General features: G+C 54.8%; 24 protein-coding genes. 4 read left to right on the top strand and 20 right to left on the bottom strand.

The annotated features are described in order from the left end of the window. Positions 1-3 precede the first annotated feature (3 nt). Genes J1C54_RS05805 through J1C54_RS05735 form a run of 15 tightly spaced genes read right to left on the bottom strand, consistent with a single transcriptional unit; the run spans position 4 to position 14,280 of the window. Complete coding sequence (locus tag J1C54_RS05805; RefSeq protein ID WP_229145834.1) at positions 4-1,221, bottom strand: O-succinylhomoserine sulfhydrylase; 1,218 nt, start codon at positions 1,219-1,221, stop codon at positions 4-6. 14 nt (positions 1,222-1,235) lie between these two features. Then, positions 1,236-2,759, bottom strand: a complete 1,524-nt coding sequence (gene purF / locus J1C54_RS05800) for an amidophosphoribosyltransferase (protein ID WP_229145833.1) — start codon at positions 2,757-2,759, stop codon at positions 1,236-1,238. Positions 2,760-2,771: 12 nt separating this feature from the next. Then, on the bottom strand, positions 2,772-3,266 hold the full coding sequence (locus J1C54_RS05795; protein ID WP_229145832.1) for a CvpA family protein: 495 nt from the start codon (positions 3,264-3,266) through the stop codon (positions 2,772-2,774). A 53-nt stretch (positions 3,267-3,319) separates the two neighbouring features. Then, the gene (locus tag J1C54_RS05790; RefSeq protein ID WP_229145831.1) at positions 3,320-3,841 is read right to left on the bottom strand and encodes an SPOR domain-containing protein; all 522 of its coding nucleotides are present in this window, start codon (positions 3,839-3,841) and stop codon (positions 3,320-3,322) included. Further along, positions 3,841-5,064 carry a folylpolyglutamate synthase/dihydrofolate synthase family protein gene (locus tag J1C54_RS05785; protein WP_229145830.1) on the bottom strand — a complete coding sequence of 408 codons (1,224 nt, stop codon included), beginning with the start codon at positions 5,062-5,064 and terminating at the stop codon, positions 3,841-3,843. The genes J1C54_RS05790 and J1C54_RS05785 overlap by 1 nt, the downstream gene beginning before the upstream one ends. Beyond that, the gene (accD, locus tag J1C54_RS05780; protein WP_229145829.1) at positions 5,065-5,943 is read right to left on the bottom strand and encodes an acetyl-CoA carboxylase, carboxyltransferase subunit beta; all 879 of its coding nucleotides are present in this window, start codon (positions 5,941-5,943) and stop codon (positions 5,065-5,067) included. A gap of 33 nt (positions 5,944-5,976) precedes the next feature. Continuing rightward, positions 5,977-6,792, bottom strand: coding sequence for a tryptophan synthase subunit alpha (gene trpA, locus J1C54_RS05775; protein WP_229145828.1), 816 nt, complete (start codon positions 6,790-6,792; stop codon positions 5,977-5,979). Positions 6,793-6,805: 13 nt separating this feature from the next. Beyond that, the gene (gene trpB, locus J1C54_RS05770; protein ID WP_229145827.1) at positions 6,806-8,017 is read right to left on the bottom strand and encodes a tryptophan synthase subunit beta; all 1,212 of its coding nucleotides are present in this window, start codon (positions 8,015-8,017) and stop codon (positions 6,806-6,808) included. Next, entirely contained in the window at positions 8,010-8,651 is a 642-nt protein-coding gene (locus J1C54_RS05765) for a phosphoribosylanthranilate isomerase (protein WP_229145826.1), read from the bottom strand. The genes trpB and J1C54_RS05765 overlap by 8 nt, the downstream gene beginning before the upstream one ends. A gap of 39 nt (positions 8,652-8,690) precedes the next feature. Next, a complete protein-coding gene (gene rluB, locus J1C54_RS05760) occupies positions 8,691-9,536 on the bottom strand; it encodes a 23S rRNA pseudouridine(2605) synthase RluB (protein ID WP_229145825.1) in 846 nt (281 codons plus the stop codon). Beyond that, positions 9,529-10,560: an SMC-Scp complex subunit ScpB gene (gene scpB / locus J1C54_RS05755; RefSeq protein ID WP_255612545.1), complete on the bottom strand. Its 1,032-nt coding sequence runs from the start codon at positions 10,558-10,560 to the stop codon at positions 9,529-9,531. Before scpB ends, rluB begins: the two co-directional genes overlap by 8 nt. After that, positions 10,553-11,488 carry a ScpA family protein gene (locus J1C54_RS05750; protein ID WP_370635615.1) on the bottom strand — a complete coding sequence of 312 codons (936 nt, stop codon included), beginning with the start codon at positions 11,486-11,488 and terminating at the stop codon, positions 10,553-10,555. Before J1C54_RS05750 ends, scpB begins: the two co-directional genes overlap by 8 nt. Before the next feature lie 45 nt (positions 11,489-11,533). Continuing rightward, positions 11,534-12,751: a tryptophan--tRNA ligase gene (locus J1C54_RS05745; protein ID WP_255612544.1), complete on the bottom strand. Its 1,218-nt coding sequence runs from the start codon at positions 12,749-12,751 to the stop codon at positions 11,534-11,536. Positions 12,752-12,802: 51 nt separating this feature from the next. Continuing rightward, positions 12,803-13,426, bottom strand: a complete 624-nt coding sequence (locus J1C54_RS05740) for an L-threonylcarbamoyladenylate synthase (RefSeq protein WP_229145824.1) — start codon at positions 13,424-13,426, stop codon at positions 12,803-12,805. Positions 13,427-13,437: 11 nt separating this feature from the next. Continuing rightward, positions 13,438-14,280: a PHP domain-containing protein gene (locus J1C54_RS05735; protein WP_229145823.1), complete on the bottom strand. Its 843-nt coding sequence runs from the start codon at positions 14,278-14,280 to the stop codon at positions 13,438-13,440. 144 nt (positions 14,281-14,424) lie between these two features. Here J1C54_RS05735 and J1C54_RS05730 point away from each other — a divergent pair, with 144 nt between their 5' ends. The 3 genes from J1C54_RS05730 (at position 14,425) to J1C54_RS05720 (ending at position 16,128) form a co-directional block, all read left to right on the top strand. Beyond that, positions 14,425-15,057 (top strand): inner membrane-spanning protein YciB, encoded by a 633-nt coding sequence (locus J1C54_RS05730; RefSeq protein ID WP_229145821.1) that lies wholly within the window; start codon positions 14,425-14,427, stop codon positions 15,055-15,057. A 1-nt stretch (position 15,058) separates the two neighbouring features. Beyond that, positions 15,059-15,355 carry a YciI family protein gene (locus J1C54_RS05725; RefSeq protein WP_229145818.1) on the top strand — a complete coding sequence of 99 codons (297 nt, stop codon included), beginning with the start codon at positions 15,059-15,061 and terminating at the stop codon, positions 15,353-15,355. Positions 15,356-15,450: 95 nt separating this feature from the next. Further along, positions 15,451-16,128 carry a TIGR04211 family SH3 domain-containing protein gene (locus J1C54_RS05720; RefSeq protein WP_229145813.1) on the top strand — a complete coding sequence of 226 codons (678 nt, stop codon included), beginning with the start codon at positions 15,451-15,453 and terminating at the stop codon, positions 16,126-16,128. 207 nt (positions 16,129-16,335) lie between these two features. Here J1C54_RS05720 and J1C54_RS05715 read toward each other — a convergent pair whose 3' ends face one another. From J1C54_RS05715 to J1C54_RS05695, 5 genes are all read right to left on the bottom strand, one after another. Continuing rightward, positions 16,336-16,641 carry a hypothetical protein gene (locus tag J1C54_RS05715; RefSeq protein WP_229145811.1) on the bottom strand — a complete coding sequence of 102 codons (306 nt, stop codon included), beginning with the start codon at positions 16,639-16,641 and terminating at the stop codon, positions 16,336-16,338. Continuing rightward, positions 16,631-17,974 carry an RHS repeat-associated core domain-containing protein gene (locus J1C54_RS05710; protein ID WP_229145809.1) on the bottom strand — a complete coding sequence of 448 codons (1,344 nt, stop codon included), beginning with the start codon at positions 17,972-17,974 and terminating at the stop codon, positions 16,631-16,633. Before J1C54_RS05710 ends, J1C54_RS05715 begins: the two co-directional genes overlap by 11 nt. Before the next feature lie 439 nt (positions 17,975-18,413). Then, positions 18,414-19,673, bottom strand: coding sequence for an RHS repeat domain-containing protein (locus J1C54_RS05705; RefSeq protein ID WP_229145807.1), 1,260 nt, complete (start codon positions 19,671-19,673; stop codon positions 18,414-18,416). Between the two features lie 113 nt (positions 19,674-19,786). After that, positions 19,787-20,086, bottom strand: coding sequence for a hypothetical protein (locus J1C54_RS05700; RefSeq protein ID WP_229145806.1), 300 nt, complete (start codon positions 20,084-20,086; stop codon positions 19,787-19,789). Between the two features lie 9 nt (positions 20,087-20,095). Continuing rightward, entirely contained in the window at positions 20,096-21,055 is a 960-nt protein-coding gene (locus tag J1C54_RS05695; RefSeq protein ID WP_229145803.1) for an RHS repeat-associated core domain-containing protein, read from the bottom strand. 18 nt (positions 21,056-21,073) lie between these two features. Here J1C54_RS05695 and J1C54_RS05690 point away from each other — a divergent pair, with 18 nt between their 5' ends. After that, positions 21,074-21,379: a hypothetical protein gene (locus J1C54_RS05690; protein ID WP_229145800.1), complete on the top strand. Its 306-nt coding sequence runs from the start codon at positions 21,074-21,076 to the stop codon at positions 21,377-21,379. Positions 21,380-21,538 lie beyond the last annotated feature (159 nt).

Raw genomic sequence — 21,538 nt, 5'->3', positions numbered from 1 at the left:
GATTTACTCTGAGAAGCCGAGTGCTGCCAGCCCCCTGCGCATGTCTGCCTTGAGATCTTCAATACCTTCCAGACCAACAGCCAGTCGGACCAGATTCTCACTTATACCTGCGCGACGTTTGTCCTCGTCAGCCAGACGCCCATGAGTCGTGCTGCCAGGGTGGGTAATAGTGGTCTTCACATCTCCCAGATTGGCCGTGATCGATACCAGACGAGTGGCATCTATAAAACGCCACGCTGCCTGACGGTCTTCCTTACCTTCGCTATCAACCACCTCAAACGACAGCACTCCGCCAAAGCCACTTTGCTGCCTCGCCGCCAAAGAATGATACGGGTTGTCCGTCAAGCCAGCGTAATGAACCCGCTTTACCCCCGGCTGGGTTTGCAGCCAGGCAGCCATTGCCAGGGCATTACTGGAATGTGCATGCATGCGTAGGGACAGGGTCTCCAGCCCCTTGAGGAACACCCAGGCATTAAAAGCGCTCAAGGTGGCGCCCGCAGTGCGGAGATAGCCATACACCTCGGCCATATCCTGTGCCTGGCCAACTACTGCCCCACCCAAACAACGGCCCTGACCATCCAGATATTTGGTGGCACTGTGAATGACGATATCTGCTCCCAGTTGCAGCGGCCGTTGTAGGGCCGGTGTGCAGAAACAGTTATCAACAATCAGCTTGGCGTTACCTTCATGGGCGATGCTCGCTAACGCCGGGATATCTGCCACTTCAGCTAGCGGGTTGGATGGCGTTTCGACAAATAGAAATCGGGTTTCCGGGCGCATGGCTGCACGCCACTGGTCAAGGTCGTCAATATCAACCAGGGTCACTTCTATGCCGAACTTGCGCAGGTACTTCTCGTACAAAACATGGGTGGTACCAAACAGACTACGAGAGCTAAGAATATGATCACCGGGCTTGAGACTGGCCATGAATACAGCAGTAATGGCAGCCATACCAGAAGCAAAAGCCACACATTGTTCGCCGCCTTCAAGGGCAGCCAAACGCTCCTCGAACGAACGCACTGTAGGATTACTGAAGCGCGAATAGATGTTGCCAGGCTCAGTGCCCGCAAACCGGGCAGCAGCCTGCGCCGCACTTTCATATACAAAGCTGGATGTCAGAAAGAGTGCTTCCGAGTGAGACATCTCATCGGTGCGCAACTCGGCGGCGCGAATAGCCAGTGTTTCGACAGAAAGATTCTCAGGCAGGCGCCGCTTGCTCATTCACTCATCCTGTTTCAATTTGAGTTATGCAGATCAACCGCTTCATTACTGGCCAATGCAGCGGCCAGATTTTTCGGCTTTTTCACCGCATCGTTACGCTGCTTCTCCAGCGAGTCCAGATAGTCCCGGTCAATCTTGCCAGCAATGTAGCGGCCATCAAATACGGAACAGTCAAATTCGACGACATCCGGGTTGCCTTCGCGACAGGCGGCGACCAGATCCTCCAGATCCTGATAAACCAGCTTGTCAGCGCCGATCAGCGTGCAGATTTCGTCATTAGTACGACCATGGGCAATCAGCTCCTGAGCCGCCGGCATATCAATGCCGTAGACATTGGGATAGATCACCGCAGGTGCGGCAGAGGCAAAATACACCTTGTTGGCGCCGGCCTCCCTGGCCATCTGAATAATCTCATTGCAGGTAGTACCGCGCACAATGGAGTCATCGACCAGCAGTACATTCTTGCCGGAGAACTCCAGCTCAATCGCATTAAGCTTCTGGCGCACAGACTTTTTTCGCTGCTGTTGCCCAGGCATGATGAAGGTACGACCAATATAGCGATTCTTGATAAAGCCCTCGCGGTACTTCACATCCAGCATATTAGCCATCTGCAAAGCCGCGGTGCGACTGGTATCCGGAATTGGTATTACCACATCGATATCATGATCAGGCCACTCACGCTGGATTTTCTCGGCCAGTTTCTCGCCCATGCGCAAGCGCGCTTTGTATACCGAGATGCCGTCAATAATAGAGTCCGGGCGAGCCAGATAAACCTGCTCAAAGATGCATGGACTCAGCTGCGCATTCTCCGAGCACTGACGGGTATACACCTCTCCCTCAGCGCTGATGTATATGGCCTCGCCCGGCGCCAGATCGCGAACCAGATGGAAACCCAAACCAGAAAGCGCAACACTTTCCGAAGCGATCATATATTCGGGGCCCTGCTCCGTATCACGACGGCCATAACAAACCGGACGAATACCATGGGGGTCGCGAAACGCGAGGATGCCATACCCGGTGATCATCGCGATCACGGCATAGGCGCCCTCAATACGCTGGTGCACACGCGCTACCGCAGTAAAAATATCATCCGGCTGAGGAATCAGTTTTCCCATCTGCTGCAACTCATGGGCAAACACGTTGAGCAGCACCTCAGAGTCTGACGAGGTATTGATATGGCGTAGATCCGCTCTGTAGATGTCCTCCGCCAGCGCCGTGGTATTTGTCAGGTTACCGTTATGCGCCAGGGTAATGCCATAGGGGGAGTTGACGTAAAAAGGTTGTGCTTCGGCGGAGCTGGCTGTACCAGCGGTGGGATAACGCACATGGCCTATGCCCATATTACCCACCAGACGGCGCATATGGCGGCTCTGGAACACATCACGCACCATACCGTTGTCCTTGCGCAGGAAAAGCCGGTCACCCTCACAGGTAACAATGCCAGCAGCGTCCTGGCCGCGATGCTGCAACACGGTGAGAGCATCATAAATCGCCTGATTGACGAATGAGCGACCAACGATACCGACTATTCCGCACATGTGACCTGTCCCCTAGGCTGATCCAATTTGGATGATGAACTTGACCAGTTCCGCTGCAACTGTCCGCGTCCAGTCTTCCAGCAAAGCAAAATGCGGCACCAGAAGCGACTCGCGCCACCAGCTGTCGCCCGAAAACAAATGTCCCCCGATGGCCACCAGCACGACCACCAACAACACCCCACGCACGGCACCAAACACCATGCCGAACAAACGGTCTGTGGTGGACAGGCCAGTTACCCTGATCAGCTCGCCAAGCAGATGATTAATCAGTGCCCCGACCACCAGTGTCGCCGCAAACAGCACGCCAAACGCTGTCGCCATACGGGCACTGGGGGTTTCGATGGCGCCCTCCAGCATCAGCTCTAGCGACGGTCCGAACAGACGGGCAACAATAAAGGCTGCCACCCAGGTAAGCAGGGAAAATGCCTCACGGGTAAAGCCGCGGCGCAGACTGAGCAGCGCCGAAATGGCGATCACCAGCAGGATTACAGCGTCTGCTACATTCATTGTCGGGACGGCAGCGAAGAAGGGCGCATGGTAGCAGAAAGAGACGGCGACGGTCAGGGGCTGAAAGGTACGATAGGGGTCTGAATATCTGTCTCAATGGACCACTGTGGGTCAATCTTGAGGCGCTCCAGTGTGGCCTGCGCCGCGGCTCGCTCCAACTCCGGCCCGGCGAACAGCTGCCAGCCCTGATTCTCAGGCAACATGCGCAAATAGCCCCGGTAGCCACTATCCAGCAGACGCTGCTTCTCAGCCTGCGCCTGTTGCTCGGTTTCCAGCACTGCCACCTGTACAGCCCAAGCTGCCGGCACGGGCAGGGGGTCATTCTGCGAAGGCTTAGCCGAGCCACCCCGCAATTGCTCACGGGCATCATTGATGGCCTGCTCCGCTAGCTCTATTTCGCTAGTCGATACCGGCGGCAGCGCGTCTGGCGTAGGCAGCTCAGGCACTGCTGGCAACTCCATATCCAGCGGTCGCATCACCACACTTTCCTGACGCAGTAGCAATGGCGCCACGATGGCCGAGATCAGCACAATCAGCAGAATCGCCACCAGAGGGTGACGTACCGAAAACCTCATCACAGCTCCACAGCAAGGGCCGCTGCTGCTTCAGCAACGGTGTAAAAAGAACCGAACACCAGCACCTGATCTTCCCCACTCTGCTGTTCCCGCACCGCCGCCACGGCCTCAGCCACATTGGCAAAGATCTGTCTGGGAACAATATCGGGTAGCAACCCTGCCAGGGCCGAAGCAGACCGGCCGCGGCTTCCGCCAAGGCCCGCCAGATACCAGTCATCCACATGAGCCTGAAAATCTGCCAGCACCTGCTCCGCCGGCTTATCCGCAAGCATGGCACAGAGCGCCCTGCGACGCCCCGTTACAGCCGGCAGCAGACTGAGAAAGCGCTGCAATGCCTCACGATTGTGACCCACATCAAAATACCAGTCACAACCATCAATACGTTTATGCTGACAACGTCCTGGCAAAATAGTGCTGGCGGCCACCGCAGCGATATCAGCCGGCAACATATCCAGCAGAGCCAATGCCTGTACCGCTGCCGCCAGATTATCCCGGCCCAGCGGCAGTGGATCAGACACTTCAAGGTGATGACTACCGGACTGCTGCCAATAGATCGCCGAGCCATGGACACCGAAAACCTCGCCAGCGCGGATCAACCGGGCTGCGCCCTGCTCCGCCGCCTGAGCAATGCTCTCTGGCATATCCATGGCAGCAAACAACAGCGGTCGACCTGCGCGCAGTATGCCGGCCTTCTCTCGACCAATCTGTTCCACGTTATCGCCGAGCCAGTCCTGATGGTCCAGACCGATGGAAGTTATCACTGCAATATCCGCATCGATCAGGTTGACCGCATCCAGGCGCCCACCCAAGCCAACTTCAAGAACAACCAGATCGACACCGGCTTGCTGGAATACGCATAAAGCAGCCAGGGTGGTGAACTCAAAATAGGTTAATGCGACATCGCCACGAACGCTTTCCACCCGTTCAAAGGCCTGACACAGCATGGCGTCACTGACCGGCTCGCCATCAAGACGCACCCGCTCATTGAAACGATGCAAATGAGGAGATGTATAAAGTGCAGTGCTGCGACCGGCGGCGCGGGCCAGTCGCTCGATCAGGGTGACGGTGGAACCCTTGCCATTAGTGCCCGCCACAGTGATCACCGGGCAGGCAAAAACGTTTACCTCAAGACGCTCGGCCACGGCACGGATTCGCCCCAGGCCAAGTTCGATTTCCTGCGGATGCAAACGCTCTATACGCGCCTGCCAGTCATCCAGATTCATTCAGGCAGCGGGCAGCGGCGCATGGGTCAGGTTAGCTAACAGACGATGCAGGGTATCTTTCATATCGCGCCGGTGGACGATCATGTCAATCGCACCATGCTCGAGCAAAAATTCACTGCGCTGGAAACCCTCCGGCAGCTTCTGCCGGACAGTCTGTTCAATCACCCTCGGACCGGCAAAACCGATCAAGGCACCAGGCTCGGCAACGTTTATATCGCCAAGCATGGCCAACGAGGCGGACACACCGCCATATACCGGATCAGTCAGCACGGAAATAAAAGGCAGCCCCGCATCGCGCATCCGCTGCAGTGCTGCACTGGTACGCGCCATCTGCATCAATGAGAACAGTGCCTCCTGCATGCGCGCTCCACCACTGGCAGCGAAGCAAACGAACGGCAGACGATTCTCCAGACAGACGTCCACTGAGCGCAGGAAGCGTTCGCCCACCACCGAACCCATGGAGCCGCCCATAAAACCGAATTCGAAAGCCGCCGCCACCACCGGCAATCCATTTACCTTGCCACGCAGACAGATAAGCGCATCTTTTTCGCCGGTGTCTTTCTGCGCAGCGGTCAGACGGTCTTTATACTTTTTAGAATCCTTGAACTTGAGCCGATCCACCGGCTCGATATCCGCACCAATTTCACTTTGCGGCCCATCGTCCAGAAACAAGCTGAGGCGGGTTCGAGCATTGATACGCAAATGATGTTCACACTTGGGACAGACATCCAGATTGCGCTCCAGCTCCGGCCGGTAAATCACACTGTCGCAGCGCGGGCACTTACGCCAAAGCCCCTCTGGCACACTGGCACGACGGCTATCCGCGTCGCCCTTGCGCACCGAAGGAAGAATTTTCTCCAGCCAGTTACCACCACTCATGTTGCCCTGCTCCGTCTATTTGCAAAGGCCGGTTCAACCTGCCTTGCCGTTATCCATCGCCTCACGCATCGACCGCAACACTGCGGCGACCTTCTCCGGGATCACTACGGGGTTGGCTGCATTATCGGCAATCTGCTGTACCAGCGCACTGCCCACCACAACCCCATCAGCCACCTGTGAAACCAGTCGGGCGGATTCAGCGTCCTTGATACCAAAGCCCACACCAATGGGCAATTTGGTGTGTTTGCGAATTGTTTCCACCCGGCCTCGCACCTCGACCGGATCCAGGGTGGCCGCACCGGTGACACCCTTCAGTGACACGTAGTACAGATAGCCGCTTCCCGCCTTGCCGATTAGCTCCATACGCTCATCAGTAGTGGTCGGCGCAACCAGAAATACCAGATCAAGATTGTGCTCACGGAAGGTCGGCGCCACATCCAGTGCTTCCTCCGGCGGCAGGTCAACAATCAGCACGCCATCAACGCCCACCTCGGCACAGCGCTGGGCAAACACTTCATAACCCATCGCTTCAACCGGGTTGAGATAGCCCATTAGTACAATCGGGGTGTCATCATCGGTCTTGCGAAAGTTCGCCACGGTATCAAGCAAGGAGCGCACCGAGGTGCCTCCGGCCAACGATCGCTCGCAGGCCAGCTGAATAACCGGTCCATCCGCCATGGGGTCCGAAAACGGCATGCCCAGCTCAATGATATCTGCGCCTGCTGCCACCATGGCCTGCAGCAATGGCAACGTCACATCTGGGGTCGGATCACCGGCGGTTACATAAGGAATAAGAGCCTTACGGCCAGAGGCGGCCAGATCAGCAAAACGTTTGGCAATACGATTCATGGATAAACCCACCTCAGAAAGTAAAACCGTCAAGAGCGGCGACAGTCAGAATGTCCTTGTCACCACGACCAGACAGGTTCACCACAATAATCTGATCCTCCGACATGGTAGCGGCCAGCTTCATGGCATAGGCCACCGCATGGGCAGACTCCAGAGCCGGCATGATGCCCTCAACATGGGTCAGGGTGCGAAACGCGGCCAGCGCCTCATCATCCGTAGCCCCCACGTAATTGACCCGACCAAGGTCCTTGAGCCAGGCATGTTCAGGGCCAACTCCCGGATAGTCCAGACCAGCAGAAATAGAGTGTGTATCGATAATCTGGCCGTCGTCGTTTTCCATCAGATAGGTGCGATTACCGTGCAATACACCGGGACGACCGGCCGCCAGTGGCGCCGAGTGACGGCCGGTCTCAATGCCATCGCCGGCGGCTTCAACACCATACATGGAAACTGATTCATCATTCAGGAATGGGTGGAACAGACCAATGGCATTGGAACCACCACCAACACAGGCAACTAACGCATCGGGCAATCGACCATTCATTTTCAGGCACTGCTCTCTGGCTTCGCGGCCAATAATGCTCTGAAAATCGCGCACCAACATGGGATAAGGATGCGGGCCTGCTACGGTACCGATAATGTAGAAAGTGTGATCAACGTTGGTCACCCAATCACGCATCGCTTCGTTCAGTGCATCTTTAAGGGTGCGCGAGCCGGACGTCACCGGGATTACTTCGGCGCCGAGCAGCTTCATCCGGTAGACGTTGAGCTTCTGCCGCTCAACATCATCGGCGCCCATATACACCTGACATTCCAAACCCAGTCGCGCGGCCACGGTGGCACTGGCCACACCGTGCTGGCCGGCACCGGTTTCTGCGATCACCCGGCGCTTGCCAATATGCTTGGCCAACAACGCCTGACCAATGGTGTTATTTACCTTGTGGGCACCGGTGTGATTAAGATCTTCGCGCTTCAGCCAGATTTGAGCGCCGCCAACCTGCTTACTCAGGCGCTCGGCAAAATATAGCGGTGAAGGACGACCCACATAGTGAGCCATGTCGTAATCAAAATCGGCCTGAAACTGGGGGTCATCCTTAAGCCGGTTATACACCGCCTCAAGATCTTCCAGCGCTGCCATCAGAGTTTCAGAAACGAAGCGACCGCCGTAACGCCCGAAATGCCCGCGGGGGTCCGGAAAGGCGGCAAAGTCGATCTTCTCAGACACGATTAACTCCTTCGATAAAAGCGGCCATAGCGGCCTCGGATTTGATGCCGGGATGACGACGGCCATCCGCATCGAGCTGTTCTACACCACCACTGACATCCACCGCCCAGGGGCGCACGGTGGCAATGGCATCACTGACATTGGCAGCGTCAAGTCCGCCGGCAAGAATCAGCGGCTGGCTGAGTTGCGCCGGAATGCGCTGCCAATCAAAGGTTGTACCTGTACCGCCCGGGACACCGGGAACGTGACTATCGAGCAACAGGCCACAGGCTGCCGGGTATTGTTCAGCAGCGGCCAGCACATCCAGATCATCTGCCATACGCAGGGCCTTCATATAAGGCCGGCCAAAACGACAACAGAATACTTCCGGCTCTTCGCCATGAAACTGAAGAATATCAAGCGGCACTCGCTCCAGCACTTCGCAGACCTGTTCGTAGGTTGGATTCACAAACAACCCAACGGTAGTAACGAAAGCTGGTGTCGCTGCACAGATAGCAGCAGCCTGTTCAATACCCACGAAACGCGGGCTCGGCGGATAAAACACCAAGCCAATAGCATCCGCCCCCAAACGGGCCGCTGACTGCATGTCAGCAACGCGGGTAATGCCACAAACTTTGACGCGTACTCGTTGCAAAATAATCTCCGGATATAGGCCGCAGCGCCAGGGCGGTACCTACGAACGGCGGTAGGGATTACGACGTGCTTTCGAAGGCGGCTTCTTGTCTGCCCTCTGGCCACGTAGACGGGCCCGACCATATAGCCCGGTGTACTGCTTGCCACGAAGATCAACTTTGCCCGCCAGCTGATTCATCTCGTCGGGAGTAAGATCCATCCAACGTCCAGCCTTAAGCTGTGGCGGTAGATTGATTTCACCGAAGCTGACCCGTATCAAGCGCGCCACTTCCAACTCCTGCGATTCAAACAAACGACGCACTTCACGGTACTTGCCGCCCTTGAGGGAAACCTTGTACCAATGATTGGCCGCCTCCTCGGCACCGCCGGCATCTGTGATGGTGTCAAACTTCGATATACCGTCTTCCAGCATCACTCCGTCTAGCAGCGCCTTGCGCTTTTCCCGGGTAAGCTCACCCCGCACCCGAACCGCGTACTCACGCACAAAGCCGTTCGATGGATGCATTAACCTGTGGGCCAGCTCGCCATCGGTAGTAAACAACAACAGCCCGGAGGTGTTGATATCCAAACGGCCGACCTGCACCCAACGCTGACCGGTCAAGCGTGGCAGATTGTCGAATACTGTAGGCCTGCCCTCGGGATCATTGCGTGAACACACCTCACCCACTGGCTTGTGGTAGGCGATGACACGACGCACCATATCTTCCGGGGCTTTGGTTTTGGTGATATGACCATCCACGCGAATGACATCCTCGGGTTCGACCCGATCGCCCAAAGTGGCGATCTTGCCATTAACGGACACTCGGCCAGACTCGATCCAGGTTTCCAGCTCACGGCGGGAACCCAGGCCTGCTCGAGCCAATACTTTCTGCAGTTTCTCACTCATGCTTTGTTTCAATCCCGTTCACGTCGTCATCCTGCGAGAGGTCTTCATCTTCCTGATCGACATCGGGGAATAATTCGCTATCAGATCCCTGCTCATCTGTAACAGACTCTGCTTCTGCTTCTGCTTCTGCTTCTGCTTCTGCTTCTGGCTCCTCGGTCTGTCCCGGCTTGCGACGGAATTCCGACTCGAAACTGGACAGCACAGAATCCACCTGTTCCAGACTCATCAGGGTGGACTCATCAATTTCCGGCTCGTTGTTGTCAATTGCTTCCATGATGGTGACCTGACGAGTTTCGTCACCGCCCTCTTCGTCCTGCTCACCCCGTGGCATGGCCAGGGCGGCCTCTTCAAGCTCAAGTTCTTCGTTGATCTTGTCCAGATCACGAATCTCGGACAACGACGGCAGCTCCTCCAGGCTCTTCAAACCAAAGTAATCAAGGAACTGTCGGGTGGAAGCAAACATGGCCGGGCGGCCGGGCACATCACGATGACCGACCACGCGCACCCAGTTGCGCTCCAGCAGCGTCTTAATAATCTGCGTGTTTACCGCCACGCCCCGAATTTCTTCAATTTCACCACGGGTGATGGGCTGACGATAAGCGATAAGGGCAAGGGTCTCGAGAATGGCGCGGCTATAGCGTGGCGCCTTTTCTTGCCACAGGCGACTAACCCATGGGCCCATTTCACTGCGCACCTGAAAACGGAACCCGGAGGCCACTTCCCTCAGCTCGATGCCATGGCCCGCATAGCTTTCCGCCAGCTCCGCCAGAATCAGGTTCAGGTTGTCCTTGTCAGGACGCTCTGCCTCATCGAACAACGACAGCATGGTGTCCCGATCAATCGGCCCATCAGCAGCCAGAATGGCTGCTTCAAGCACCCGACGAATGAGCACCGTATCGATATGAGCGGCAACTTTTTCTTCTTCGCTCTGGGCAGTTTCCCCGCTCTGGGCAGTTTCCTCAGGCACGGCTTGGCTGGCCGCTTCCTGCTCGGCAGACACTTCGTCTTTCACGTCTTCAGTCATTGGCAGCACTCACTTCAAAAGGCAACCGGTCCTCGTCTTCCAGCAGCACGGTGCGGGCTTTCAGATGGAGCGGTGCAAATGGCTCACTCTGTATCACTTCCACCAGTGAACTCTTGATCAACTCAAGAATGGCGATAAAAGTCACCACTACCCCGGCGCGGCCTTCCTCCGGTCGGAACAGGGTAAAAAAGGGAACGAACTCACCGCTACGCAAGCGGTCCAGCACGTCCGCCATCCGCTCTCGGGTAGACAGCTTCTCCCGTGAAACATGGTGGCTCTCGAACATGTCGGCGCGATGCATGACATCTTTGAGAGCCAGCAGCATCTCTTTCATGTCCACATCCGGCTCGGCCCGCTCGCGGGTGTAATCCGGTCGCTTGGCTTTCACTTCCCAGAAATCCCGCTCCAGACGCGGCAAGGCTTCAATATCTTCCGCCGCCTTCTTGAAGCGTTCGTATTCCTGCAAACGGCGGATCAATTCGGCGCGCGGATCGTTCTCGTCCTCGCCCTCTTCCGCCTTCGGTCGCGGCAGCAACATGCGCGACTTGATTTCGCCGAGCATGGCCGCCATCACCAGATACTCGGCAGCCAACTCAAAATTGAGCGACTTCATCAATTCAACGTACTGCATGTACTGGGTGGTAATCTGCGCCACTGGAATATCGAGAATATCCAGATTCTGCCGCTTGATCAGATACAGCAACAAATCCAGTGGCCCCTCGAACGCTTCGAGGAACACCTCCAGTGCATCTGGCGGAATATACAGATCATCAGGTAGTTTGGTGATCGCCTTGCCGTACATAAGACCAAACGGCATTTCGCTTTGCTTGGGTTTGACGGTGGCTAGCAGCTCCTGAGCTGCAGCAAGACGATCCGCCTGCTGCTCCAGCGCTTCAAGAGTATCTTCAGGGACCTCAGGTCCACTCATTACATCATCCTCTTTCACGGTGCTCACGCACGGTAAATCAACCGCTTACGAACGATACTTCAAGCCCATGGCCTGACGCACTTCATCCAATGTGTCGCGCGCTGCCTCGCGAGCGTCTTCACAGCCTTCGGCAATAATACTGCGGACCAAGTCCTGATTACGGCTATGCTCTTGTGCACGCTTGCGAATGGGCTCGAGCTCAGCTTGCACGGCCTCAATAATCGGACGCTTGCAGTCGAGACAACCAATACCTGCGTTACGACACCCCTCCTGCACCCATTGTTTCGTCGACTCGGAAGAATACACCTCGTGCATCTGCCATACCGGACATTTATCGGGGTTGCCGGGGTCAGTACGGCGCACTCTGGCCGGGTCCGTGGGCATCTTGCGAATTTTTTCGTCCACATCAGCCGGCTCTTCTCGCAGGCTGATGTAATTACCATAGGACTTGGACATTTTCTGACCGTCCAGTCCCGGCATTTTTGACGCCGGCGTCAGCAACGCCTGAGGCTCAGGCAAGATGATTTTGCCACCACCTTCCAGGTCACCGAGCAGGCGCTCTTTATCACCCAGCGTGATGTTGGACTGATCATTGACCAGCGCCTGAGCCAGCGCCAGCGCACTCTCGTCACCATCCTGCTGATACTTACGGCGACTGTCGAGGTAGATTTTCGACTGCTTCTTGCCCATCTTGCGGATCGCCGCTTCTACGGCCTCCTCAAACCCGGGTTCACGACCGTACAAATGATTGAAGCGGCGGGCCACTTCACGGGTAATCTCCACATGGGCAACCTGATCGGCGCCAACCGGCACCAAACCGGCACGATACATCAGGATATCCGCAGACTGCAGCAGCGGGTAGCCGAGAAAACCATAGGTAGCCAAATCTTTCTCTTTGAGCTTTTCCTGCTGATCCTTATAGGTCGGCACCCTTTCCAGCCAACCCAGAGGCGTCATCATCGACAGCAACAGGTGCAGCTCAGCATGCTCTGGCACTTTCGACTGGATAAACATGGTCGCAGAGCCCGGGTTAACGCCCGCCGCCAACCAATCAATCACCATTTCCCAAACTGATGACTCGATATTCTGCGGGTTTTCATACTCGGTGGTCAGCGCGTGCCAATCAGCCACGAAAAAGAAGCATTCATACTCGTGCTGCAGCTTTACCCAGTTCTTCAGCACGCCATGATAGTGACCAAGATGTAACCGACCTGTGGGTCGCATGCCAGACAGGACGCGCTGGGAAGAAACAACAGAACTCAAGACAGACTCCGGTGATCTTGACGAAAGTGGCGATTATAGCGGGTTGGCCGGTCAGAAAATACGATCTACAGGCCCGGCACCCTCACGAACAATGACAGGGCCGCCCTCATCTACCAATGACACCACGGTGGTTTCCTCCATGCCGCCGAAACCGCCGTTAATAATCAGGTCGACCCGACCCCCCAGGGCGTTCTCGATGTCATAGGGGTCGCTCAGCGGCATCTCCTCCCCCGGCAGCAGCAAAGTCGAGGTCATCAAAGGCGCCCCCAACTCCTCCAGCAGCGCCTGGCAGATGGCATTGTCCGGCACACGGATGCCGATGGTGCGCTTTTTCTCATGCATCAAGCGGCGTGGCACCTCGCTGGTGCCCTGCAGGATAAAGGTATAGGCACCGGGGGTATGGGCCTTGATCAGCCGGTAATCCGTGTTGCTGACCTTGGCATAGGTGGCAATCCCGGACAGATCTGCACAGAGAATGGAGAACTGATGCTTGTCATCCAGCCGCCGCAGCTGGATCAGCCGGTCCAGCGCCGCCTTTTCGCCAATGGCACAGCCCAGCGCATAGGTGGTGTCCGTCGGATAGGCGATCAACCCGCCCTTACGGACGATATCTGCTGCCTGACGAATCAGGCGCTGCTGCGGGTTATCAGGATGGATATGGAAGATTTGCGTCATGGGGGCGGATTCTAGGCCCCGATCAGGCTATGTACCAGTGGCATATCCGCTGGCACGGGGGGCAGACGCCCCAGCTCCAGCCAGGTTTGTTTGGGAGTATGGAAGTCAGACCCCCCTGACGCATGCAAAGGAAAATCCCGCAAACACTCAGCTAACAATGCCTGTTGCTGGGGGTTCAGTCCCGGGGTAAGTACCTCTAATGCGGCGCCCCCTGCGGCTACAAAGTGATCCAGGCAACGGCGCAGCTTGCGCCGAGTAAAGCTATAGCGGGTGGGATGGGCCAATACAGCAACCCCACCGCCGGCGCGGATAGCCGCCACGGCCGCGTCCATGGACACCCATGGGGTGGCCACAAAGCAGGACTGCCCCGGCTTAAGGTAGCGGTTGAAGGCATGCTGCTCATCGCGAACCTTGCCCGCTGCGACCAACATCTTGGCGAACCAGGGCCTCCCCGGCGCGTCCTGAGCGGACAGTGCCACGGTGCGCTGATAGCTGTTGGCAAGCCCGGCAGCCTTGTCCAGCCGACCACCAATACGTTCCGCACGAAGGGTCCGGGCCTGCTGCTGGGAGGCCACCAGCGCACTGACCTCCGGGTGATCCGGGTCAAAGCCGAGCCCCACCAGGTGCAGCTCACGACCATCCCAACCCACCGACACCTCAATCCCCGCAATCAGGCGGATACCAGCCGCCGACGCCGCCTGGCGCGCCTCATGCTGCCCTGCCAAGGTGTCATGGTCGGTCAACGCCAGCAGCTGCACACCAGCGCCAGCCGCCCGCTCGACCAGCTCGGTCGGCGTCAGGGCGCCATCGGACGCAAGGCTATGGCAATGAAAATCAAAGCGACAATCAGTCACGGCACTCTTCAGTAAAGTTTTCAATAAGGTCGGCAAAGTCCGCAGGCCCCATTCTAGTCCGTTCCACCCGGCGCAGCGAATCGGCGGTTTTGCCCGCGCCGGGGAACGGGGTAACATCGCGGCTCCATCCCTGCGGGCCAGACCATGAAGCAGTTTTTTGACTATCTGCCGGTGATCGCCTTTTTCGGCGCCTATTTCATCAGCGGCCGCGATATCTACACCGCCACCTGGGCAATCCTGATCGGCTGCCTGATTCAGGTCAGTGCCGGCTGGCTGATCTGGCGCAAGCTGGAAAAGATGCACTGGTTTGTGTTTCTGCTTACCGCCGTATTTGGCGGCATGACCTTGCTGCTGCGCGACGACACCTTTATCAAATGGCGCCCGACCATTATCAACTTCCTGTTTGCCGGTGTGCTATTAGCCGGACATTTCCTGCGACGCAATCTGTTGCAACGACTGCTCGAAGCACTAATGCTACGCGGCCTTGGCCACATCATCGCCCTGCAACCGCTGCAGTGGCGCATTCTCAATCTTGTCTTCGTTGGCTACTTCCTGTTTGTCGGAGTGCTCAACCTCTACATCGCGTTCAGTTTCAGCACTGACTTCTGGGTGCTATTCAAGGCCATCGGCTTTTCCATCCTCAGCATATTTTTCTATGGTGGGGTGCTGTTTTATCTGTACCGCTGTATGTCGCCAGAGGAACGGGAAAAACTTTTCGAGGATAAACAACCTGCTTCGGCCAACGCGCCGGAAAACCAGCAAAAGGAAGCGGAATAACATGCTCTACGCCATCATCAGCGAAGACCATCCCGGCACTCTGGCGCAGCGACTGGCTGCCCGGCCAGATCACCTGGCCCGCCTTGAAGCACTACATGAGGCTGGCCGCCTGATAATTGCCGGCCCCCATCCGGCAATCGATAGTGACAACCCCGGTGATGCGGGCTTTACCGGCTCACTGGTTGTCGCCGAGTTCTCCTCCCTGAATGCGGCGCAACAATGGGCCGATGCGGACCCCTATCTGGATGCTGGCGTCTATGCCCGGGTTACGGTGAAACCTTTCAAGCGGGTGTTCTGAAGCGCCGCACGAATACCGGCCAGTGAAATACCGCACGCTTTTCTGCGGCGAAATCCCCCAGACTTCGCCTGATTGATTTCAAGGAGTTTTACCCCATGCGCGTAACTTTCTCAGCACTTCTGATGGTTGTTGCCTCTCTGTCAGCCATGGCAAGCACTTCCGCCATGGCCGCCCCGGGCTGGATCAGTGACACCCTCTATGTGCCCATGCGCTCTGGCGCCGGCAACGAGTACCGCATCATTCACCGTGGCTTGAAGAGCGGCACAAGACTGGAAATCATTGCCATGGAAGAAGGCTCCGACTGGGCCCAGGTACGTTACGGCGACACTGAGGGCTATATTAATTCCCAATATGTTGTGCGCTCCGCCCCTTCCATGATCCGCCTTGAACAGCTGGAAGCACAGCACCAGAAAGTCACCCAACAGCTCAGCGAAGCACGCCAGCAACTGACAACATTAACCAGTGAGCGCAATCAACTGAAGCAGGACAATCAGCGACTCAGTGGAGACCTTAGCTCGCGTAGCGAAGAAGTAGAAAGACTGCAGGAAGTTGCCGCCGACCCGATTCGACTGGACCAGGCCAACCGTGAGCTGAACGAGCAACTAAGCAGACTGCGCACCGAACTGAATGGCGTCACCGCGGAGAATGCCCTGTTGCGCAGCGACAAAACCTCCAGCATGTGGATGGTAGGCGCGTCTATTCTGATTGGCGGCTGGCTGATTGGCTGGCTGATGCGCTCACGCTCCGGCAAGGCTCGTAGCAGCTGGGCCTGATCTCTGTAGGAAAGTCTTTCCAAGAGAGCGGCTGTAGGAGCGGCTTCAGCCGCGATCGATTTTTTAAAAAACAATTCGCGTCTCAAGCCGCTGATAGCAAAGCCGTTAGCCTGAGTCAGCAACAGGTCGTCGTCATAGCCGTAGCTGATGGTGGCGCCGGCGTAGCTCATCTCGGGCGATTCACTGACCATTCATGTAATACAGAAATTAATCCCGCCGTGGTTTACGGCTAAAAATTTTTAACTTTATTCCATAAAAAATGAAAATCATGACGCCTAGAAGCGCAAAAGATATTCCACTCCAGTCTTCGTTTTCAGGAATCATAAGAAATTCGGTGGTTTTTTTGTTGGCAATCATGAAAGCAGGCCCTAAACACGCAACAAAGGTAGTAGTCAATATGCGCACGTTTTCCCTTTGACGTAAAGCCCATGAATACAAAGGAACCAATATTACCGCAAATGCTGCTCCATATGCCGCACCGTACGCAGATGATAGTAAAACTTCAAAATTCATCTGCGTTTCCACAAGAAAGCGACTCCCTATGAAGAGGAATCAGACGCCTCAAATATGAGCTTCCGCAATACATTTCCGATTGAAAAATCGCCACGCCATATCTATTTTCTAATGAATAAATCCTATCAGTCATGCGACTTTCTACGATGCTTCTTACCATCGAATGACTAACATCAAAGACCTTGGGAGAATAAACAGGATTGCCGTCACAAAGAGAATCTATAGATAGCGCATCAAATGATTTTATTGCATTGAGATACACATGGTCTTCCTCCAATGAAGCAGCAAGTATCTTCTCATGCACGCCAACAACATCCCCCATATAAGATTCAAGCCCCCTTGCATGCTCAATAATACGTTTTTCAAGAGAACGGCTATTTGCTGCAGTCCTACGGCGACACTCAGAGGTAAAAATCTCCATCGCACTGTAGTATATGGACCACGGTCGAAAGTGAGCCAGCTCAGACTCCGAAACAACATTGCTGGTAATCTGATCTATAAGTTTAGCTAGAATCGCATAATCCTGAATATAGTCATTACACTCTGAGTAACGACAGAGTGACAGCTTCTTGTAGACCTTCTCAACGTAATCACCCGCTTCAGGATTCAGCCCATCTGTTTCCACCACTACATAGTGAGCATCTTCAAGCACTTCCTTATATTTCTTCAGCAACACCTCGTCACTATGGCCGGAGTCACTGTTACCGTAGATAAGCGCCTGCATACCACCATTGGGGCTTTCGCCACATGCGCCCAAAAAAAGAATGGGCACAAAAAAGACTAGCCGGGGAAACCTATGGAGGCACACCTTACCTAGAGCATTGAACATGACATTTGATCCCATCAATAGCACCACCCACATTGCCGGCCACGCGATACCCCGCACTAGCACCCCCCCATGGACTGAGCCCACCAAAATCTGCCCCCCCCCAAACGAAACCCCCGGGAAAGCTGGCTCTAGGCCCTCGGGGTCAACCAGATTGACCGGATCCCCGACAACGTACCCGTAAACATTTAACCCACCATTCAATCCAATCGGATCCCTTGCCGTCCATCGCCTGACACTCGGATCATAATCCCTAAACCCAAACCGGATTAGCCCGGTATCGCTATCCTGCAAGCCACCGGCAAAGCCAAACGGAATGGTGAATGCGGGGTTGCTGTCACTGAGTGTATTACCATAGCTGTCATAGCTCACAGCCTTGACGATGTTGCCGCTGGCATCACTGATTGCGCTCGGCGAGCCAAGGTGATCGGTCGCGATGTAGTAACGATTGTCGTTCTGCGTAAAGCTAGTCGGCGTATGGCCAAGCGTGTACTCGATCAGGTTCAATAATTTCCCCTACGCGCCCTCTCCTCTTCTAAAGAAAGTACAACCCGAGAGAAGTCTTTAAAAAATAAAATATTAATTCGAATAATATATTGAGGCCCAGAAATCTCGACAATGTAAGGCCTATTACTCACCATTTTAATGGAATTAATTTTATTCCATTCAATTTTTTTCTTTATAAAAACACCTTTCCCAACCCCGCCCTCATCAATGAAAAATGAGCATTCATTAAAAACAAGGATGAAAAATATAAATAGCAAAGAAGTTGGCAAGATCAAAGAATATAGAACTACATCAAAACCATGCCTCAAGAATATAAGCACTGAGAAATACATCCACAGAAGGGACGCCGAAAATACAACAGCTATAATAGAAAAGATAAAAATATGGTTTTTTTTCAGGATCATAATAATGCCCAACTTTTCCATACGGGAAGGATTAACTAATTAGGGCAGCGAGGTCGATCTGGCGAAGGCGTGCAATAGCCATAGCCACAATTAAGGGCTGCCCCCACAGCGCCACCTACAGCCCCTCCTATAGCGCCACCAATCCACCCGCCTCCTGCTATCATTCCTCCAACAACAGCACCACCAACAGCCGCCCCGCCCATTGATGCGGCCGGCTCCGGCAAACCCGACATCATCCCTCCGGCCAGAGCACCGACCCCAGCAGCAATCGCACCGGACGGCCCTTCTGCAATCAAGCCCATACCGGCCGCAGCTAACGGACCACCAATCAGCGGAGAAGCCGCGGCAGCAGAACCAGCAATATACCCACTTGCACCACCAGCGATGGCCCCCATGAGTCCCCCAACCGCGGCTGACGCAAGAGCTCCGGGACCGGTAATCATACCTGCAGCAGCACCAATCCCAGCACCTGATATCGCACCCGATATTGCGCCACCAATAGCACCGCCGATCCCTCCAATTTGCGTTTGACTAAGGAGCCCCAAAAGGTCAACCGAACTCAAAGGATCTCCGCCAACATACCCGTAAACATTTAAGCCCCCATTTAACCCAATCGGATCCCTAGCCGTCCAACGCCCAACACTCGGGTCATAATCCCTGAACCCAAATCGGATCAGTCCGGTATCACCATCCTGCAAGCCACCGGCAAAGCCGAACGGGATTCTGAACGCGGGGTTGCTGTCGTTCAGTGTATTACCATAGCTGTCGTAGCTGACAGCCTTTACGATGTTGCCGCTGGCGTCGCTGATCGCTCTCATTGAGCCAAGGTGATCGGTCGCGATGTAGTAACGATTGCCATTCTGCGTAAAGCTGGTCGGCGTATGGCCAAGCGTGTACTCGAAGCGTTGCTTGAGGTTGTTGTTGCCATCGTAGATCGCCAGCAGCGTGGTCTTGTCCAGCCACAGGTATTTTTCTGTTACTTGCCCGTTGAACAGTTTGGCCACGCGATTGCCCAGGGCGTTGTGGCGGTACTCGATCAGGTCGGTCGGGGTTTGTACGCTCAGCAGCCTGCCCTGTCGGCTGTACTGGTAGTAGGTGATGTCACTGCCGTCGGTTTTGCGGGTCAGGTAGCCATCGGCGTCGTACTGGTAGGTGACGTTACCGTCCTGGGTCAACTGGTCGGCGATGTTGTAGCTGGCCGTTTGCCAGGCGATGCCGCGGGCCGTATTGGTCTGGCTGGTACGGTTGCCGTTGTGGTCGTAGCCGTAGGATTCAGCCAGCACGCCATCCTTCATCACGCTTTTCAGGCGGCGGTTGTCGTCGTAGCTATAGCTGATGGCAGGGGATTACACTTCCCGCGCTGTCCACTACTCTATCGCTGGATCATAGTCACGATAACCAAAACGAACTAATCCTTATTCTTATTAATATCCTTATAAGGTTTTAAAACGTTCCAAAATGTAAATAGCCCTCCTATCACTACGATCATAAAAGCAATACCGTAAACATCTTTATCAAGATCAAAATTCTCTAAGTAAACTCTAAGTAAATAGATACATAAAGGACCACTGCTGGATATCACAACTATTCCTAACAATCTTATATTCTCAATGTTCTTATGCTCTCTTTTATCAATAATCCATTTAATAATAAACATAGTAAAAAATGAGAATATCACTCCAAGAATTATTGGAACAAGATAATGCATTTTCACTCCTTAATTACAAGACCCGCCGGCCTCTAAATATTGGTCAATAATCTGAGCCAGCTGATCGGCTGTAAATGATATGAATAAACTAGCGTACAAATCAGTCAGAGCTCCTGCTAAATCAGATCGTGATATATTTTTACCTAATCCTTTATGCAATTGCTGTAAGGCACTCTTTAATGCAGCCGCATTTCCTATGCCTCCACCTAAAATACCAACCGAAGCCCCCATAAGAGTTTGCACTGCAACGTCAGATGAAAGTCCGTTCAAGGCAAGCTCAGTACCACCTCCGGTTATTGCTCCTGCAGCTAAGCCATTTTTCATCCATGCCAGCGCACTTCCACCACCGGCAGCACCACCAGTTGCTGCAAAAGCCGCTCCTGTACCAGCACCAATTGCAAAAGAAGTTACCAAAGAAAATGCATCTCTGTTACCAGCAAAGTAAGTTCCTAAGGCATTTCCTACTCCGCCAATCAATCCTCCAGCAATAATATGCGCATACCGACCAGTCGGATCAACAAATCTGACAGGGTCATTCCTCACATAAGCATAAATATTCGGCCCATCACCCAACCCAATCGGATCCCTCGCCGTCCAGCGCCCAACACTCGGATCATAATCCCTGAACCCGAATCGGATCAGTCCGGTATCACGATCCTGCAAGCCACCGGCAAAGCCGAACGGGATCACGAAGGATGGGTTGCTGTCGTTCAGTGTATTACCATAGCTGTCGTAGCTGACAGCCTTTACGATGTTGCCGCTGGCGTCGCTGATCGCTCTCATTGAGCCAAGGTGATCGGTCGCGATGTAGTAACGATTGCCATTCTGCGTAAAGCTGGTCGGCGTATGGCCAAGCGTGTACTCGAAGCGTTGCTTGAGGTTGTTGTTGCCATCGTAGATCGCCAGCAGCGTGGTCTTGTCCAGCCACAGGTATTTTTCTGTTACTTGCCCGTTGACCAGTTTGGCCACGCGATTGCCGAGGGCGTTGTGGCGGTACTCGATCAGGTCAATCGGGGTTTGCACGCTCAGCAGCCTGCCCTGTCGGCTGTATTGGTAGTAGGTGATGTCACTGCCGTCGGTTTTGCGGGTCAGGTAGCCATCGGCGTCGTACTGGTAGGTGACGTTACCGTCCTGAGTCAGCTGGTCGGCGATGTTGTAGCTGGCCGTTTGCCCTGCGATGCCGCGGGCCGTATTGGTCTGACTGGTACGGTTGCCGTTGTGGTCGTAGCCGTAGGATTCAACCAGGTTGCCGCGCGGTTAACTCATGGTGGCGATGCGGCTAGGGCATTGTAGGCAAGTCGACGGCCTCCATCCCTAGAAATCACTGCCACACATTCAAAATCGCTTACATGACCTACCTTTATCGACCCCTGTTAAATGGATTCACGTACCATCCAACCATTAACATTCCGACCAAAACAGATATAGAAAAGAAAATGCCACTCTGAAGCC

The organism is Alcanivorax sp. 1008, assembly GCF_020667895.1.
Taxonomy (GTDB): Bacteria; Pseudomonadota; Gammaproteobacteria; order Pseudomonadales; family Alcanivoracaceae; genus PGZG01.
The sequence above is the reverse complement of the archived record's forward strand: the minus strand, read 5'-3'. Positions and strand labels throughout refer to the sequence as shown.